The sequence below is a fragment of the Streptomyces sp. NPDC047880 genome, assembly GCF_040706515.1.
Classification (GTDB): Bacteria; Actinomycetota; Actinomycetes; order Streptomycetales; family Streptomycetaceae; genus Streptomyces.
Genome location: NZ_JBEZOK010000002.1, coordinates 304,064 through 319,696 on the forward strand (window position 1 = coordinate 304,064; position 15,633 = coordinate 319,696).

Genomic DNA, 15,633 nt, shown 5'->3' on the forward strand with positions numbered 1-15,633 from the left:
ACGAGGTGACGGCACGCGACATGACGGCCGACCACGGGACAACGCAGGGCGTGACGACACACGGCGGGTCTACACCCGGCGTGACGACACACGGCGGGTCGACACCCGGCGTGACAGCACTCGGCGCGGCGACACACTGCGTGAAGGCACACGAACCCGCGGCCGCCGGCGGCGACACCGCCCCACGGGAGACCAGGCCCCCTCGCGTGACGCTCACGGGCGGTGCGCGGGTGGGAGACAGAAAGGCCGAAGGCCTCCTGCTCGGACTCGCCGCGGGCGACGCGGCCGGCTGGCCCGCCGCCCGCCACAGAGCCGCCCGCATGCCCGACTGGACCCGCCGCCTCACCCGCGAACTCGACACGTTCGCCGAACAGAACGCCACCACCACCCTCCCCGTCCCCATCGCCCTCAACCAACCCCCCGACCCCCTCCGCCTCGGCCCCTCCGACGACGCCGAGTGGGCGGCCTTCGCCGCGGAAGCCCTCTTGCGCGCCGGCGACGACACCGTCCTGAACGACCTCGGCCGAGAGCGCCGCACCCGGGCCGCCATCGACCTCACCTGGAACGCCCTCGCCGCCGAAGTCTCCGCCGCAACGGACCGCGCCCCCGAGATCGAGTCCGCCGTCCTCCCCCTGCGCGCCCGCATCTCCGTCCGCGCCGGCCTCGGCAACCTCGCCACCGGCCTGCGCCCGCCCGCCACCGGCCACGACAACCCCCACTACTTCGACGACGCCGCCTGCGTACGCGCCTGCGTCCTGGCCGTGGCCCACCCCGGCGACCCTCGCAGCGCCGCGAACCTCGCCGAGTTCGACGCCCGTTACACGCAGGACGACGACGGCGTGCACGGCGCCCGCGCCATGGCGGCGGCCCTCGCCCTCGCCCTGGCCGGCGCACACGTCGACGCCTGCGTCACCGCCGCCCTCGCGGAACTCCCCGAGGAGACGGAGATCGGCCGCAACGCCCGCCACGCCCTCCGCCTGGCCGCCGCCGCGGAGAGCGCGTTCGCCCTGGTCCCGCCCCTGGAGCACCAGATCGTCGACCACGTCTACAGCTACGGCATCGCAGCCGCCGAGACGGTCCCGGTCGCCCTCGCCCTGGCCACCGCCGCCCGCGGCCGCATCGCGGAGGCGATCCCCGCGGCGGCCTGCCTGTCCCGCGTCGCGGACTCCGCCCCGGCCCTGGCGGGCGCCCTCACCGGCGCCCTGGGCGGCGGCGCGTCGATCCCCGAGTCCTGGCGGGAGACCTGCCGCACCCTCTCCGGCTGCGCCCTCCCCCGCCTCACCGGCACGGACCTCGTGGAACTCGCCGAGCTCCTGGAAGCCGTGCAACCGGCCCGTCCGGGTGGATGATGCGGCCATGCAGCCCAAATCCCCCATGCAGCCCAAAGCTGATCAAAACACCCCACTGGACGAGCGAATCGCCGGAGCCCTGGTCGGGGCCGCGGTCGGCGACGCGCTCGGCGGCCCCGTCGAGGGTTACTCACCCGAGCAGATCCTCGAACGCCACGGCGGACGCGTCCACGGCGTCGTCGGCCCGTGGCACGGCGACGACTGGCGCACGGCCCGCCCCCTCGCCCCGTACCACAAGGGCGACGGCCACGTCACCGACGACACCCTGATGACCCACGCCCTGGTCCGCGTCTACGCCCGCGTCCGCGACCACCTCGACGCCTACGCCATCGCCGACCACCTGGTCCCCGACCTGATGACCGCACCACGCTGGATCCCGGAACTGGAGGCCGAAGCACTCCCCCTGCAGCGCGTCTTCCTGGCGGAGAAGTGGCTCGTCACGCGGATCCACTACGGCCACGCCGACCCGCGCGAGGCCGGCACCGGCAACATCGTCAACTGCGGGGCGGCGATGTACATGGCCCCCGTCGGGCTGGTCAACGCGGCCGACCCCCGCGCGGCCTACGCCGAGGCCCTCGACATCGCGGGCGCGCACCAGTCGTCGTACGGCCGTGAGGCGGCGGGCGTCCTGGCCGCGGCCGTGGCAGCGGCGTGCACCCCCGGCGCGACCCCGGACTCGGTGGTCTCCCGGTGCCTCTCCCTCGCGAAGGACGGCACCCGGGCCGCGATCGAGCGGGTCTGCGAGGAGGCGTCCCGCCACACGGACTTCGAGTCGGCGCTGCGCCCGCTGCGCGAGGCGGTGGCCCCCTACGACACGGTGGGCCCCGACTACCGCTCCCCCTCGCTCGGCGCCCGCCGCCCTTCCCGCCTGCACGCTATCGAGGAACTGCCCGTCGCCCTGGGCATGCTGGTGGTGGCGCGGGGCGACTACCGGCACGCGGTGCTCGGCGCGGTGAACTACGGCCGCGACTGCGACTCCATCGCCACGATGGCCGGTGCGCTGGCGGGTGCCCTGGGCTCACCGGTCCCCGAGGACTGGGCCAAGACGGTCGCGGAGGCGAGCCGGCTGGACCTCTGGGAGCCTGCGGCCACCCTCACCGCCGTGGCCCGCGAGATCTTCGGCCGGGACGTGGCCCGCCGCCGCGCCCACGAGCAGGCCTTCGCCTCCCTCGGAGGCTCGGCATGCTCCGACTGACCTGGGTCCAGCCGGAAGACCTGATCGGCCACGAACTCCGCCAGGCGGTCCTGGACGGCCGCGAGCCGAAGGCGATCGCGGCCCGCTGGCGAGCGGCGGGCGGACCGGAGGCCCCGGCCGCCGCCGGCGCGTCCCCCACCCCGGCGTCCCGCTACCTGCGCCGGCTGGCCTCGGACCTCCTGGACGAACTGGCCGATCTTCCGAGCCGGCTGGCGGACGACGAACCGACCGACCTGGACAGGATCAGGGCCTCCTGCCCCGCGTGGCCGCGGCCCGTGGAGGTCCGGGTCACGACCCCGCAGCGCCTCGAAGCCGCCTGGCTCGGCCGGGCCGCCGGCTGTCTCCTGGGCAAACCCGTTGAGAAACTGCCTCTGGACGCCATCCGCCGACTGGCCCGGGCCACCGGCAACTGGCCCCTCACCACCTACTTCACCGCCCGGGGCGTCCCCGAGGACCTCCTGCGGCAGCACCCCTGGAACCGCCGCTCGGCAGCCACCTCCCTCGCCGAGAACATCGACGGCATGCCCGAGGACGACGACCTCGACTACCCCCTGCTCAACCTCGTCCTGCTCCAGCGGCACGGCAGGGCCTTCACCCTCACGGACCTGGCCCGGACCTGGCTCGACGAACTCCCCGCCGGGCGGACTTTCACCGCCGAACGCATCGCGTACCGCAACCTGCTGACCGGCGTGGAGCCCCCGCACACCGCCCGCCACCGCAACCCGTTCCGTGAGTGGATCGGCGCCCTGATCCGCGCCGACGTGCACGGCTGGACCAACCCCGGCGACCCGGCCGCCGCAGCCGAGCAGGCCCACCGGGACGCCACCCTCACGCACACCGCCAACGGCGTCTACGCCGCGATGTTCACGGCGGCCGTCATCGCGACGGCCGCGACCGGCGGCCACGACGTCCACGCCTGCGTGCGCACCGGCCTGACCGTCGTCCCACCCCGCTCCCGCCTCGCCCGGGCCGTCCGCGAAGCCGTCGGGCTCGCCCACGAACACCAGGACTTCGACGCGGTCGTCGACGCACTCCACCGCGCCCACGGCGCCACCCACCACTGGGTGCACGCCGTCCCCAACACGGCTCTGATCACCGCCGCCCTCACCCACGCGAACGGTGACTTCACCGGCGCGATCTGCCGTGCCGTGAGCGGCGGCTGGGACACCGACTCGGTCGGCGCGACGGCCGGCAGCGTCGCCGGACTGCTGGCCGGAGACCCCGCGGCGCTCCCCGGCCGCTGGACGGCTCCCCTGAAGAACCGGCTGGCCACGTCCATCGGCGACTTCAACGGCATCGGCTTCGACACCCTCGCCCACCTCACGCACCGGGAGACCCGCCGCCCATGACCGCGCCCACGACCGCGCCCCTCACCGGCCTGCGTGTCCTCGACCTCGCCACCCTCTTCGCCGGCCCGATGGCCGCCACCCTGCTCGGCGACTTCGGTGCCGAGGTCGTCAAGATCGAACACCCGGGGAAGCCGGACCCCTCCCGCGGCCACGGCCCGTCGAAGGACGGCGTGGGCCTGTGGTGGAAGATGCTCGGCCGCAACAAACGGACCATGACACTCGACCTGTCCAAGCCCGGGGGCCGCGCCACCCTCCTGCGCCTGGCCGCCGGCACCGACGTGATCATCGAGAACTTCCGCCCCGGCACCCTGGAGAAGTGGGACCTCGGCTGGCCGGAGCTGTCGGCGGCCAACCCCCGTCTGGTCCTGGCCCGCGTCACCGGCTTCGGCCAGTTCGGCCCCTACGCCCACCGGCCCGGCTTCGGCACCCTCGCCGAGGCGATGAGCGGCTTCGCCGCGATCACCGGCGAACCGGACTCGCCCCCGACCCTCCCGCCGTTCGGCCTCGCAGACTCCATCGCGGGCCTGACGACGGCGTACGCCGTGATGACGGCGCTCGCCGCCCGCGAGCGCACCGGCGAGGGCCAGGTCGTCGACATGGCGCTGATCGAACCGATCCTGGCCGCCCTCGGCCCACAGCCCCTCTGGTACGACCAGCTCGGGCACGTCCAGCCCCGCACCGGCAACCGCTCCCCCAACAACGCCCCGCGCGGCGTCTACCGCACCGCGGACGGCACCTGGGTCGCCGTGTCCACCTCGGCCCAATCGGTCGCGGAACGCGTGATGCACCTGGTCGGCCGTCCGGAACTGATCGACGAGCCCTGGTTCGCCACGGGCGCCGGCCGTGCCCGCCACGCCGACGTCCTGGACGAGGCGGTCGGTACCTGGATCGCCGCGCGCACCCGCGGCGACGTCATGGCCGCCTTCGAGAAGGCCGAGGCGGCGGTGGCCCCGGTCCAGGACGTCCGCGACGTGATGGCGGACCCGCAGTACCAGGCCCTCGGCACCATCACCACCGTCGACGACCCCGAACTCGGCCCGCTGCGCATGCAGAACGTCCTCTTCCGGCTCTCCGCGACGCCCGGCGCGATCCGCTGGGCCGGCCGTCCCCACGGCGCCGACACCGAGGAGGTCCTCACCGAACTGGGCCTGACCGCGGACGACCTCACGGCGCTGCGCGCGGAGGGCGCCCTGTGACGGCGTACCCGCTCACCTGGCTCTACGCACCGGGCGACCGCCCCCACGTGGTGACGAAGGCCCTCACCAGCGGCGCCGACGTCGTCGTCGTCGACCTCGAGGACGCGGTCCCCCCGGATCGCAAGGCCTACGCCCGCAGCGCCACCGCGGAGCTGCTCACGGACCGGCCCCCGGTGCCGGTCCACGTCCGCGTCAACGCGCTGGGCGGCTGGGGCGAGCAGGACATCGCCGCCCTCGTGGGAACGCCGGGCCTGTCCGGGCTGCGGCTGCCCAAGGTGGCCTCGGCCGCCGAGGTCGTCCACGTGGCCCGCCGCACGGCCCGGACCGACCTGTATGCGCTCCTGGAGACGGCCCTCGGCGTGGAGCGGGCCTACGCCGTCGCGACCGCCCATCCCCGTCTGCGGGGCATCTCCCTCGGGGAGGCCGACCTCTGTGCCGACCTCGGCGTTCGCGACGGCACGGGCCTGGACTGGTCCCGCTCCCGGGTGGTCGTGGCCGCCCGCGCGGCGGGCCTGCCGCCACCGGCCCAGTCGGTCCACCCGGACATCCGCGACCAGGAGGGCCTGGCCGCGTCCTGCGCGCACGGCCGCGCCCTGGGCTTCCTGGGCCGGGCCGCGATCCACCCCCGCCAGCTGCCGGTGATCGAGCGGGCCTATCTTCCCGGTGAGAAGGAGATCGAGCAGGCGGAAACGGTCCTCAAGGCGGCCGCCGCCGAGCAGGGTGCCCAAGCCCTGCCGGACGGCCGCTTCATCGACGCGGCGATGGTCACGGCGGCCCGCCGCATCCTTTCCATCGCCCGCCACCGCTGACACACCGAAGCCCGCGACCCGACCCACCCCGTCCTCGGCCCGCCACCGCTGACACACCGAGGGCGCCCGGGGAGAGTCCCGGGCGCCCTCGGCACGTCACATGCGGTGAACCGTCAGGTCTTCTTCCCCGACCCGGCCTCGTTCCTGGCATCGTCCGCCCCGGCCTCGTCCGCGGGCTCGTCGTCCTCACCGGCGTCCTCGGCCCGGTCGGCCTTGCCCGCCGCATCGGCCGGCTCGGCACCGTCGGTCTCGCCGCCGGAGGCCTGCGCACCCGGCTCGACGATCTCCTCCCGCCCGGGCCGCTTCTTCGACGACACCACCAGGTACGCGACAGCGAGCACGAACACGAGGATCGAGGTCCAGACGTTCAGCCGGAGGCCCAGGATGTGGTGGGCGTCGTCGACGCGCATGTACTCGATCCACGCCCGGCCCGTGCAGTACGCGGCGACGTACAGGGCGAACGCCCGGCCGTGCCCGAGCCGGAAGCGGCGGTCGGCCCAGATGACCAGGAGTGCCACGCCGATGCACCACAGCGACTCGTACAGGAACGTCGGGTGGTAGGTGCCCGGCACCCGCCCGTCGGAGGAGGAGGTGATCTCCAGGGCCCACGGCAGATCGGTGGGCTTGCCGTACAGCTCCTGGTTGAACCAGTTGCCCCAGCGGCCGATCGCCTGGGCGAAGGCGATGCCCGGCGCGACGGCGTCGGCGTAGGCGGGCATCGGGATGCCACGGCGGCGGCAGCCGATCCAGGCGCCCAGCCCGCCCAGCGCGATCGCGCCCCAGATGCCGAGGCCGCCCTCCCAGATCTTGAAGGCGTCCACCCAGTCGCGGCCCTCGCTGAAGTACAGCTCGTAGTCCGTGATCACGTGGTAGAGCCGGCCGCCGACCAGGCCGAACGGCACGGCCCAGACAGCGATGTCGGCCACCGTGCCGGCCCGCCCGCCCCGGGCGATCCACCGCTTGTTGCCGAGCCAGACGGCAACGAAGACGCCGATGATGATGCAGAACGCGTAGCCGCGCAGCGGAATGGGGCCGAGGTACAGCACCCCGCGTGACGGGCTGGGAATGAAGGCAAGTTCCATGGCAAGGTCGACGCTACCGTGCCGCACCGGGCCCGCGCCGGGCGGCCCGGCTACGGGTCCATAACGGGGGCGTGAGAATTTTCCCTCACCCCTGGTTCGCCTCCTGCACCATCTGCTTCAGCTTGGCCGGGGTCATCGTCCGGTCCTGGTAGATGTTCTTGCCGTCGAACAGCACCGTGGGCGTGCCCGAGAAGTCGCCCTTGTCGAAGGCCTGGTGGGACTTGGCGACCCAGCCGTTGTGCGTGCCCTTCTCGACGCAGGTGCGGAAGGCGGGGGTGTCCAGGCCGTCGACCTTGCCGGCCAGCTCGATCAGCTTGGCGTTGTCAGCGTAGGCGTCGTCGACCTCCGAGGGCTGGTTGTCGAAGAGCACGTCGTGGTACGCGGGGAACTTGCCGGCGTCCTGGGCGCAGGCAGCCGCGTTGGCCGCGTTGCGGGAGCCGGTGCCGCGCATGTTGCCGTCGATGAGCGTGACCAGGTGGTACTCGACCTTGAGCTCGCCGGCGTTCGTCAGGTCGTGGATCACCGGCCGGTACGCCGTCTCGAAGGACTTGCACGCGGGGCAGCGGAAGTCCTCCCACACCGTGAGCGTGGACTTGGCGCTGTCCTTGCCGACCGGGATGGCGAGGCTGTCCTTGCCCTGGGCTCCGGAGGGCGCGACGACCGGGCCCGAGGCCTCGCTGCCGTCGTCCTTCCCGGCGTTGGCCGCCACGACGCCGATCACCGCCGCGAGTCCCAGGACGCCGACGACGGCGCCGCCGACGATCAGCGCGCGCCGGCGCTTGTCCGCGGACTTCTGCTTCTCGCGCTCGACCGCCAGCTTCTCCCGGGCGGTGCGCTTTCCCTCACGGTTCTTCTCGCTCACACCCCGGAAACGAACCGGGGAGGCGCACCGCGCCTCCCCGGCCCCAGGTCCACCCGTACGAGGGATCTGTATGACTTCCCGGCTTGCTACGCCTGCCGGCGCACGCCCTTGGCGAGGTCACCGGCGAGCGCCCGTACGGCCTCCACCCCGGCCGCCGCGTCCGGCGCGTCCAGCATCGCCTTGACGAAGGCCGAGCCGACGATCACACCGTCGGCGAAGCCCGCGACCTCGGCGGCCTGGGCGGGGTTGGAGACGCCGAGCCCGACGCAGACGGGCAGGCCGGTGCCGGTGGCCCGGGTGCGTTCCACCAGGTCCTGGGCCTGCGAGCTGACGCTTGCACGGGTGCCGGTGACGCCCATGAGGGAGGCGGCGTAGACGAAGCCGCTGCCCGCCGCGGTGATCTGCGCGAGCCGCTCGTCCTTGCTGCTGGGGGCGACGACGAAGACGGTGGCGAGACCGTGCTTCTCCGCGTGCTCCCTCCACAGCGCCGACTCCTGCACGGGCAGGTCGGGCAGGATGCACCCGGCGCCGCCCGCCTCGGCGAGCTCGGCGGTGAACCGCTCGACGCCGTAGCGGTCGATGGGGTTCCAGTACGTCATGACGAGGATCGGCTTGCCGGTGGCGGCGTGGGCCTCGCGGACCGTGCGCATCACGTCGGCGATCTTCACGCCGCCGCGCAGCGCGATGTCGTCGGCGGTCTGGATGACGGGGCCGTCGAGGACGGGATCGCTGTGCGGCAGGCCCACCTCGACGACGTCGGCGCCGCCGTCGATGACGGCCTTGACGGCCTCGATGCCGCCGTCCACGGTGGGGAACCCGGCCGGGAGGTAGGCGATGAGGGCCGAGCGCCCTTCGGACCGGGCCGCGGCGAGGGTGTCGCTCAACAGCTCAATGTTCCCGCTCACTTGGCGTCCCCCTCGATCTCGGCGGTGTCGCTGTCCGCGTCGGCGGCGACCTCGGCGTCGGTGTCGTACAGGCCGAAGTAGCGGGCGGCGGTGTCCATGTCCTTGTCGCCGCGGCCGGACAGGTTGACCACGATCAGCCCGTCCTTGCCGAGCTCCTTGCCGACCTCGAGGGCTCCGGCGAGGGCGTGGGCGCTCTCGATGGCCGGGATGATGCCCTCGGTGCGCGACAGCAGGCGCAGGGCCTGCATGGCCGCGTCGTCGGTGACCGCGCGGTACTCGCCGCGGCCGGAGTCCTTCAGATAGGAGTGCTCGGGGCCGATGCCCGGGTAGTCGAGACCGGCCGAGATCGAGTACGGCTCGGTGATCTGGCCCTCGTCGTCCTGGAGGACGTAGGAGCGCGAGCCGTGCAGGATGCCGGGCTCGCCGGCGGTCAGGGTCGCCGCGTGCTCGCCGGTGTCGACGCCGTGGCCGGCCGGCTCACAGCCGATGAGGCGGACGTCGGCGTCCGGGATGAACGCGTGGAACAGGCCGATGGCGTTGGAGCCGCCGCCGACGCAGGCGATGGCCGCGTCGGGCAGGCGTCCGGCACGCTCCAGGAGCTGGCGGCGGGCCTCGACGCCGATGACGCGGTGGAAGTCGCGGACCATGGCGGGGAAGGGGTGCGGTCCGGCGACGGTGCCGAAGAGGTAGTGGGTGTGGTCGACGTTGGCGACCCAGTCGCGGAACGCCTCGTTGATGGCGTCCTTGAGGGTGCGCGATCCCGACTTCACGGCGATGACCTCGGCGCCGAGCATGCGCATGCGGGCGACGTTGAGGGCCTGGCGCTGGGTGTCGATCTCGCCCATGTAGATCGTGCAGTCGAGACCGAACAGTGCGCAGGCGGTGGCCGTGGCCACGCCGTGCTGGCCGGCGCCCGTCTCGGCGATGACGCGGGTCTTGCCCATGCGCTTGGTGAGCAGGGCCTGGCCGAGGACGTTGTTGATCTTGTGGGAGCCGGTGTGGTTCAGGTCTTCCCGCTTCAGGAAGATCCGTGCGCCACCGGCGTGTTCGGCGAACCTCGGCACCTCGGTGAGGGAGCTGGGGCGGCCGGTGTAGTTGACCAGGAGGTCGTCGAGTTCCCTGGCGAACTCGGGGTCGTGCTTGGCCTTGTCGTACTCGACGGCGACCTCGTCGACGGCGGCGACGAGGGCCTCCGGGATGAACTTGCCGCCGAAGGCCCCGAAGTAGCCTTCGGGGCTGGGTGTTTGACCCTCGGGGTCGGGGATGAAGAACTGGCTGGGCATGCGGAAACCTTCACGGTGAGTTGTGTGTGAGTGCACTAGTCGCCGTGGGGACGGGGCTCTGCTGTCGGCCGCGAGCCGTCAGTGGCTGGTCGCGCCCGCGCGGCGGTAGCCGCACATCAGAAAGAGCCCCGCGCCCCTTGCGGGGCGCTGCTGCCATCGCATGCCGTTCACCTGGCCCGGCTCGTCACCGATGACGTACCGGACGCGGCGGCCGTGGACCCGGCGGGCGGGTGCGCGGCAGCCGCGGGGGCGGCAGCCGCGCGCGAGGCGGGCGTACCGGTCCACGGTCGTCATGGTGGGAGTCATCGGGCCAAGCCTAGCGGGAGATCAGCTCCGGCCGTGCCGGAGTGCGGGGTGCTCGCCGGCCGCCACCAGGTCCGAGACCGCCGTTCTGGGGTCCTTGCCGGTGACGAGGGACTCGCCGACCAGCACCGCGTCGGCGCCGGCGTTGGCGTAGGCGATGAGGTCGTGCGGGCCGCGGACGCCGGACTCGGCGATCTTGATGATGTGGTCGGGGATCTCCGGCGCCACCCGCTCGAAGGTGCCGCGGTCGACCTCGAGGGTCTTGAGGTTGCGCGCGTTGACGCCGATCACGCGGGCACCGGCGTCGACCGCGCGCTCGACCTCGTCCTCGTCGTGCACCTCGACGAGCGGGGTGAGCCCGATGGACTCGGCGCGCTCGATGAGGGACTCCAGGGCGGTCTGTTCGAGGGCGGCGACGATCAGCAGCACGACGTCGGCGCCGTAGGCGCGGGCCTCCCACAGCTGGTACGACGTGACGACGAAGTCCTTGCGCAGGACCGGGATGTCCACGCGGGCGCGGACCGCCTCCAGGTCGGCGAGCGAGCCGCCGAAGCGGCGCTCCTCGGTGAGGACGGAGATGACGGCGGCGCCGCCCGCCTCGTAGTCCGCGGCGAGACCGGCCGGGTCGGCGATCGCGGCCAGCGCGCCCTTGGAGGGGCTGGAGCGCTTGACCTCGCAGATGACCTTGACGCCTTCGCCGCGCAGGGCGGCAGCGCCGTCCTTCGCCGCGGGAGCCTTCGCCGCGCGCTCCTTGAGCTCGTCGAGGCTGACGCGCGCCTGCCGCTCCGCGAGGTCGGCACGGACTCCGTCGATGATCTCGTCGAGCACACTCACGCGAGCGGCCCCCTTCCAGACTCTTGACAGTTCCAGCGACCGATCGGAAACCGATGGTCATAGCGATGGTATCCGTAGCGGGGCGTAGGCCCCGCATCCGGTTGACGCCGGTCCCAGTACCTGGACATCCGCCCGTCGATCAAGGATGGAGCCAGCCGCCGAAGGGCAGGTTCCGGACAACCGAGAAGACCAGCAGCAATGCCCCGAGGCTCCACACCAGGCCCGGGCGGGGGTCGATCCGCAGGGGGCGCCCCCGGGCCGCGTGCACCACCCATACGGTCCACAGCACGGCGAAGCCCAGGTAGCCCAGGGTCGCGAGCGCGTTGGCCTGCAGCGCGGTGAGGACGTCCCCGTGGACGAAGGCGTGCGCACTGCGCAGTCCGCCGCAGCCCGGGCAGTAGAGGCCGGTGTAGTGCAGCAGCGGGCAGACGGGGTAGTGGCCGGGCCGGTTGGGGTCCACGGCGCCCACGTAGGCGAAGGCGGCGCCGACGGCGGCGAGGACCCCGGCGGGGACGGCCAGACGGCTCGGGACGCTCTGCGTCACCCTTCGGCTCTCGGCGTTCACGCCAGGCATTGTGCCCCTCACGCGCGTGAGGGGCGGTCCCGGCACCCCGGTGCCGGCCGCCCCTCACGCGACAACGCGGTGTTCCGCGGGGGTCAGCCCTCGGCGCGGGCCGGTGCGCGCTCGCCGGTCATCTGGTGCGGCTGGTGCAGGTCCTTGGGCTGGCCCAGGCCCATCATCCGCATGATGCCGCCGACGACACCGCCGAGCAGCACGACCACCATGCCCGCCCAGAAGCCCACCGGCTGGTCCATCACCATGAACGCGCCCGCGACGCAGAAACCGATGAAGGCGATCGTGACACCGGTCCAGGCGGCCGGGGTGTGACCGTGGCTGCTGCCCGCCATTGCTTGCTCCTCGTTGCTGTGTGCGTGTCTGAGCAGGACGCTCGGGCCCATTGTCCCGCACGGGTACCCGGGAGGTGACCCGGGGTGCTCCCCCGGCTCACTCGTGCGGCTCAGGGCTCCGTCAGTGCGAGCGGCCGGACCACGCGACCGGGGCGGGCCCGGTGGAAGGGCACCTGAGTACGGGGCGCGGGTCGGGCTTCCGGCCGGCACGCCGAGAGCACGCACCGGACGCCGCTCCTTCACGGGCAAACGTCGCCTGCCGCGGCACTAGGCCCCGGTCGGATCCTCGCCGCGGTCGAGTGCCTTCCAGAGGTCCTCGGGCCGGTCGGGGTCGACGGCGGGGGCCCTGCGGCGCGGCTGGGGCGTGCTGGACCGCTCGTAGCGGCCGGACATGCCGGGCCACAGCCGGCCGAACCGCAGGGCGAGCAGCCCGGCCAGGAGGATCAGGACGCCGCCGACGACCGCGACGTACGGCCAGGCGGTGTGGCTGAGGGCGTCGACGGAGGCCGAGGTGTCGCCGGAGGCCTGCGCGGCCTGCTCGTCGAGCGCGGAGCTGTCGGAGGCGCCCAGCAGGGCCGCGGCGACGATGCCCGCGCCGGACAGCGCCAGCAGCGCCGCCACGACCACACGGCCGGCGCGGCGGACCGCGAACACGGCGACGAGCGCGGCGAGGCCCACTATGGCGAGCGCCGCGGGAACGCCCGTGACGTCGCTGCCCTTGGCGGTCAGGGGGAAGGAGCCACCGGCCACCGTCGCGGTGCCCTGCGACCATTGCTGCCGGGTGGCGAGCAGCGCCACGGCAGCGCCGAGTGCGCCGCTCAGCAGCGCGACGGCGAGGCTCAGGCGGCCGGCCCGGGCGGATCCGGGGGCTTCGGAACGGGGGTGAGGTACAGCAGTCACGTACCCCACTATCGCCTGAACCCCGGGCGAACCGTCACCCGGGGTTCATCTCATGCCTTTCCCAGCCGGTTCGCCGTGTGCACGGCCCGCAGCACCGCGGCCGCCTTGTTGCGGCACTCGGTGTCCTCGGCGACCGGGTCGGAGTCGGCGACGATGCCGGCGCCTGCCTGCACGTACGCGGTGCCGTCGCGCAGGAGGGCCGTGCGGATGGCGATGGCCGTGTCGGAGTCGCCGGCGAAGTCCAGGTAGCCGACGCAGCCGCCGTAGAGGCCGCGCCGGGAGGGTTCGAGTTCGTCGATGATCTGCATGGCGCGGGGCTTCGGGGCGCCGGAGAGGGTGCCGGCCGGGAAGCAGGCGGTGAGGACGTCGAACGCCGTGCGTCCTGCGGCGACGCGGCCCGTCACCGTCGAGACGATGTGCATGACGTGCGAGTACCGCTCGACGGACATGAAGTCCACCACCTCGACCGAGCCCGGCTCGCAGACCCGCCCCAGGTCGTTGCGCCCCAGGTCGACGAGCATGAGGTGCTCGGCACGCTCCTTGGGGTCGGCGAGCAGCTCCTCGGCGAGGGCCTGGTCCTCCTGCGGCGTGGCGCCGCGCCAGCGGGTGCCGGCGATGGGGTGCACCATGGCCCGGCCGTCCTCGACCTTGACCAGGGCCTCGGGCGACGAGCCGACGACGTCGAACCCGTCGAAGCGGAACAGGTACATGTACGGGGACGGGTTGGTGGCCCGCAGGACCCGGTAGACGTCCAGCGCGCTCGCGGTGCACGGCGTCTCGAAGCGCTGGGAGGGGACCACCTGGAAGGCCTCGCCGGCCCGGATGCGCTCCTTGATGTCCTCGACGGCCACCTGGAAGTCGGGGCCGCCCCACAGCGCGGTGTACTCCGGGAGCTCGGAGGGCGGGAGGACGGCCGGGGGCTGGGCGACGGCGCGGGAGAGGTCGGCCTCCATGGCGTCGAGGCGGGCGACGGCGTCGGCGTAGGCCTCGTCGACGCCCGTATCCAGGTCGTTGTGGTTGATCGCGTTGGCGATCAGCAGGACCGAGCCCTCCCAGTGGTCCATGACGGCCAGGTCGCTGGTGAGGAGCATGGTCAGCTCGGGCAGCTTCAGGTCGTCGCGCTCGCCGGGGCCGATCTTCTCCAGGCGGCGGACGATGTCGTAGCCGAGGTAGCCGACCATGCCGCCGGTGAAGGGCGGCATGCCCTCCTGGTGGGGCGTGTGCAGGGCTTCGATGGTGGCGCGCAGGGCGGCGAGCGGGTCACCGTCCGTGGGGACGCCGACCGGCGGGGCGCCGAGCCAGTGGGCCTGACCGTCGCGTGCGGTCAGGGTCGCCGCGGACCGCACGCCCACGAAGGAGTACCGGGACCACGAGCGGCCGTTCTCCGCGGACTCCAGCAGGAAGGTGCCGGGCCGCTCGGCGGCGAGCTTGCGGTAGAGCGCCACCGGGGTGTCGCCGTCGGCGAGGAGCTTGCGGGTGACGGGGATGACCCGCCGGTCGGTGGCGAGCTTGCGGAACGTCTCGAGGTCCATGGCCGCTGACCTTACTGATCCCGGGCGGGGCGGTCGGTGCCGCCGTCCTTGAGGAGCACGTCCTCGTCGAAGCAGGTGCGTGCGCCGGTGTGGCAGGCGGCGCCGACCTGGTCGACCTTGACGAGCACGGTGTCGGCGTCGCAGTCCAGGGCGACGGACTTCACCCACTGGACGTGGCCGGAGGTGTCGCCCTTGACCCAGTACTCCCGGCGGCTGCGCGACCAGTAGGTGCACCGGCCGGTGGTGAGGGTGCGGTGCAGCGCCTCGTCGTCCATCCAGCCGAGCATCAGCACCTCTCCGGTGTCGTACTGCTGGGCGATGGCGGGCAGGAGACCGTCGGGGCTGCGCTTGAGGCGCGCGGCGATCTCCGGGTCGAGAGGGCTGGGCGTGCTGGTCATGGTGACCATTGTGCCGGGCGCCACGGACAGGGCTGGTGGAGTGTCCGCTGGGCGGACTCCCGGCGCGGCCGTAGGCTGGGCCGCATGTCGACCCATGCCAAGCGTGAACGACTTCTCCTCGCCGACCTGTTGGAGACCGCGGGCCCGGAAGCGCCCACCCTGTGCGAGGGCTGGACGACCCGGGACCTCGCCGCGCACGTGGTGGTGCGCGAGCGCCGCCCGGACGCCGCCGGCGGGATGCTGATCAAGCAGCTCGCGCCCCGCCTGGAAAAGGTGATGGCGGAGTACGCCGACAAGCCGTACGAGGAGCTGATCCAGCTGATCCGTACGGGTCCCCCGCGGTTCTCCCCCTTCTCCCTCAAGCCGGTCGACGAGGCGTCGAACATCATCGAGTTCTACGTCCACACCGAGGACGTGCGCCGCGCTCAGCCCGACTGGTCGCCGCGCGATCTCGACCCGGTCTTCCAGGACGCCCTGTGGTCCCGCCTGGAGCGCACCGCGCGTCTGATGGGCCGCGGCGTTCCGACCGGCCTGGTCCTGCGCCGCCCCGACGGCCAGACGGCGGTCGCCCACCGCGGCACCCCGGTGGTCACCGTCACCGGCGAGCCGTCCGAGCTGGTCCTGTTCTCCTACGGCCGTCAGAGCGCGGCCAAGGTCGATCTGGACGGTGACGAGAACGCGATCGCGAAGCTGCACGAGTCGAAGCAGCTCGGGATCTGAGGGATCC

The 15,633-nt window shown here is 73.2% G+C and carries 17 protein-coding genes; 6 read left to right on the plus strand and 11 right to left on the minus strand.

Annotated features, from left to right (window positions below):
• The first annotated feature begins 20 nt into the window (after nucleotides 1-20).
• From AB0937_RS05265 to AB0937_RS05285, 5 genes are read left to right on the plus strand one after another with little or no spacing between them, the layout of a single operon-like run.
• The gene (locus tag AB0937_RS05265) at nucleotides 21-1,349 is read left to right on the plus strand and encodes an ADP-ribosylglycohydrolase family protein (RefSeq protein WP_366709732.1); all 1,329 of its coding nucleotides are present in this window, start codon (nucleotides 21-23) and stop codon (nucleotides 1,347-1,349) included.
• A gap of 25 nt (nucleotides 1,350-1,374) precedes the next feature.
• Nucleotides 1,375-2,544, plus strand: coding sequence for an ADP-ribosylglycohydrolase family protein (locus AB0937_RS05270; protein WP_366709734.1), 1,170 nt, complete (start codon nucleotides 1,375-1,377; stop codon nucleotides 2,542-2,544).
• Nucleotides 2,532-3,893 (plus strand): ADP-ribosylglycohydrolase family protein, encoded by a 1,362-nt coding sequence (locus AB0937_RS05275; protein WP_366709567.1) that lies wholly within the window; start codon nucleotides 2,532-2,534, stop codon nucleotides 3,891-3,893. Before AB0937_RS05270 ends, AB0937_RS05275 begins: the two co-directional genes overlap by 13 nt.
• Nucleotides 3,890-5,089 (plus strand): CoA transferase, encoded by a 1,200-nt coding sequence (locus AB0937_RS05280; protein ID WP_366709569.1) that lies wholly within the window; start codon nucleotides 3,890-3,892, stop codon nucleotides 5,087-5,089. The genes AB0937_RS05275 and AB0937_RS05280 overlap by 4 nt, the downstream gene beginning before the upstream one ends.
• Entirely contained in the window at nucleotides 5,086-5,898 is an 813-nt protein-coding gene (locus AB0937_RS05285; RefSeq protein ID WP_366709570.1) for a CoA ester lyase, read from the plus strand. Before AB0937_RS05280 ends, AB0937_RS05285 begins: the two co-directional genes overlap by 4 nt.
• A 113-nt stretch (nucleotides 5,899-6,011) precedes the next feature.
• On the opposite strand, the gene lgt is transcribed toward AB0937_RS05285, so the two are convergent.
• From lgt to hisI, 11 genes are all read right to left on the minus strand, one after another.
• Nucleotides 6,012-6,980 (minus strand): prolipoprotein diacylglyceryl transferase, encoded by a 969-nt coding sequence (lgt, locus tag AB0937_RS05290; RefSeq protein ID WP_366709571.1) that lies wholly within the window; start codon nucleotides 6,978-6,980, stop codon nucleotides 6,012-6,014.
• An 85-nt stretch (nucleotides 6,981-7,065) separates the two neighbouring features.
• Complete coding sequence (locus AB0937_RS05295) at nucleotides 7,066-7,842, minus strand: thioredoxin domain-containing protein (RefSeq protein WP_366709572.1); 777 nt, start codon at nucleotides 7,840-7,842, stop codon at nucleotides 7,066-7,068.
• 86 nt (nucleotides 7,843-7,928) lie between these two features.
• Entirely contained in the window at nucleotides 7,929-8,747 is an 819-nt protein-coding gene (gene trpA / locus AB0937_RS05300; RefSeq protein ID WP_366709574.1) for a tryptophan synthase subunit alpha, read from the minus strand.
• Nucleotides 8,744-10,030, minus strand: a complete 1,287-nt coding sequence (gene trpB / locus AB0937_RS05305; protein ID WP_366709575.1) for a tryptophan synthase subunit beta — start codon at nucleotides 10,028-10,030, stop codon at nucleotides 8,744-8,746. Before trpB ends, trpA begins: the two co-directional genes overlap by 4 nt.
• A 78-nt stretch (nucleotides 10,031-10,108) precedes the next feature.
• Entirely contained in the window at nucleotides 10,109-10,336 is a 228-nt protein-coding gene (locus AB0937_RS05310; RefSeq protein ID WP_366709577.1) for a tryptophan synthase subunit(beta), read from the minus strand.
• Between the two features lie 21 nt (nucleotides 10,337-10,357).
• Nucleotides 10,358-11,167, minus strand: a complete 810-nt coding sequence (gene trpC / locus AB0937_RS05315) for an indole-3-glycerol phosphate synthase TrpC (RefSeq protein WP_366709579.1) — start codon at nucleotides 11,165-11,167, stop codon at nucleotides 10,358-10,360.
• Between the two features lie 139 nt (nucleotides 11,168-11,306).
• Nucleotides 11,307-11,741, minus strand: coding sequence for a DUF2752 domain-containing protein (locus AB0937_RS05320; protein ID WP_366709581.1), 435 nt, complete (start codon nucleotides 11,739-11,741; stop codon nucleotides 11,307-11,309).
• Between the two features lie 83 nt (nucleotides 11,742-11,824).
• A complete protein-coding gene (locus tag AB0937_RS05325; RefSeq protein WP_366709582.1) occupies nucleotides 11,825-12,076 on the minus strand; it encodes an HGxxPAAW family protein in 252 nt (83 codons plus the stop codon).
• A 267-nt stretch (nucleotides 12,077-12,343) separates the two neighbouring features.
• Entirely contained in the window at nucleotides 12,344-12,985 is a 642-nt protein-coding gene (locus tag AB0937_RS05330; protein ID WP_366709583.1) for a TIGR02234 family membrane protein, read from the minus strand.
• A 41-nt stretch (nucleotides 12,986-13,026) separates the two neighbouring features.
• Nucleotides 13,027-14,508 (minus strand): anthranilate synthase component I, encoded by a 1,482-nt coding sequence (locus tag AB0937_RS05335; protein ID WP_366709584.1) that lies wholly within the window; start codon nucleotides 14,506-14,508, stop codon nucleotides 13,027-13,029.
• Nucleotides 14,509-14,519: 11 nt separating this feature from the next.
• Nucleotides 14,520-14,906: a phosphoribosyl-AMP cyclohydrolase gene (gene hisI, locus AB0937_RS05340; RefSeq protein ID WP_366709585.1), complete on the minus strand. Its 387-nt coding sequence runs from the start codon at nucleotides 14,904-14,906 to the stop codon at nucleotides 14,520-14,522.
• A gap of 84 nt (nucleotides 14,907-14,990) precedes the next feature.
• Between hisI and AB0937_RS05345 the strand changes: the two genes are divergently transcribed.
• The gene (locus tag AB0937_RS05345; protein WP_366709587.1) at nucleotides 14,991-15,626 is read left to right on the plus strand and encodes a TIGR03085 family metal-binding protein; all 636 of its coding nucleotides are present in this window, start codon (nucleotides 14,991-14,993) and stop codon (nucleotides 15,624-15,626) included.
• Nucleotides 15,627-15,633 lie beyond the last annotated feature (7 nt).

What these genes read in the sequence shown, in the direction of transcription:
- AB0937_RS05265 (WP_366709732.1), top strand. Translation starts at nt 21, where the DNA reads ATGACGGCCGACCACGGGACAACGCAGGGCGTGACGACACACGGCGGG.
- AB0937_RS05270 (WP_366709734.1), top strand. Translation starts at nt 1,375, where the DNA reads ATGCAGCCCAAAGCTGATCAAAACACCCCACTGGACGAGCGAATCGCC.
- AB0937_RS05275 (WP_366709567.1), top strand. Translation starts at nt 2,532, where the DNA reads ATGCTCCGACTGACCTGGGTCCAGCCGGAAGACCTGATCGGCCACGAA.
- AB0937_RS05280 (WP_366709569.1), top strand. Translation starts at nt 3,890, where the DNA reads ATGACCGCGCCCACGACCGCGCCCCTCACCGGCCTGCGTGTCCTCGAC.
- lgt (WP_366709571.1), bottom strand. Translation starts at nt 6,980, where the DNA reads ATGGAACTTGCCTTCATTCCCAGCCCGTCACGCGGGGTGCTGTACCTC.
- trpB (WP_366709575.1), bottom strand. Translation starts at nt 10,030, where the DNA reads ATGCCCAGCCAGTTCTTCATCCCCGACCCCGAGGGTCAAACACCCAGC.
- AB0937_RS05310 (WP_366709577.1), bottom strand. Translation starts at nt 10,336, where the DNA reads ATGACTCCCACCATGACGACCGTGGACCGGTACGCCCGCCTCGCGCGC.
- AB0937_RS05320 (WP_366709581.1), bottom strand. Translation starts at nt 11,741, where the DNA reads ATGCCTGGCGTGAACGCCGAGAGCCGAAGGGTGACGCAGAGCGTCCCG.
- AB0937_RS05325 (WP_366709582.1), bottom strand. Translation starts at nt 12,076, where the DNA reads ATGGCGGGCAGCAGCCACGGTCACACCCCGGCCGCCTGGACCGGTGTC.
- AB0937_RS05335 (WP_366709584.1), bottom strand. Translation starts at nt 14,508, where the DNA reads ATGGACCTCGAGACGTTCCGCAAGCTCGCCACCGACCGGCGGGTCATC.
- hisI (WP_366709585.1), bottom strand. Translation starts at nt 14,906, where the DNA reads ATGACCAGCACGCCCAGCCCTCTCGACCCGGAGATCGCCGCGCGCCTC.
- AB0937_RS05345 (WP_366709587.1), top strand. Translation starts at nt 14,991, where the DNA reads ATGTCGACCCATGCCAAGCGTGAACGACTTCTCCTCGCCGACCTGTTG.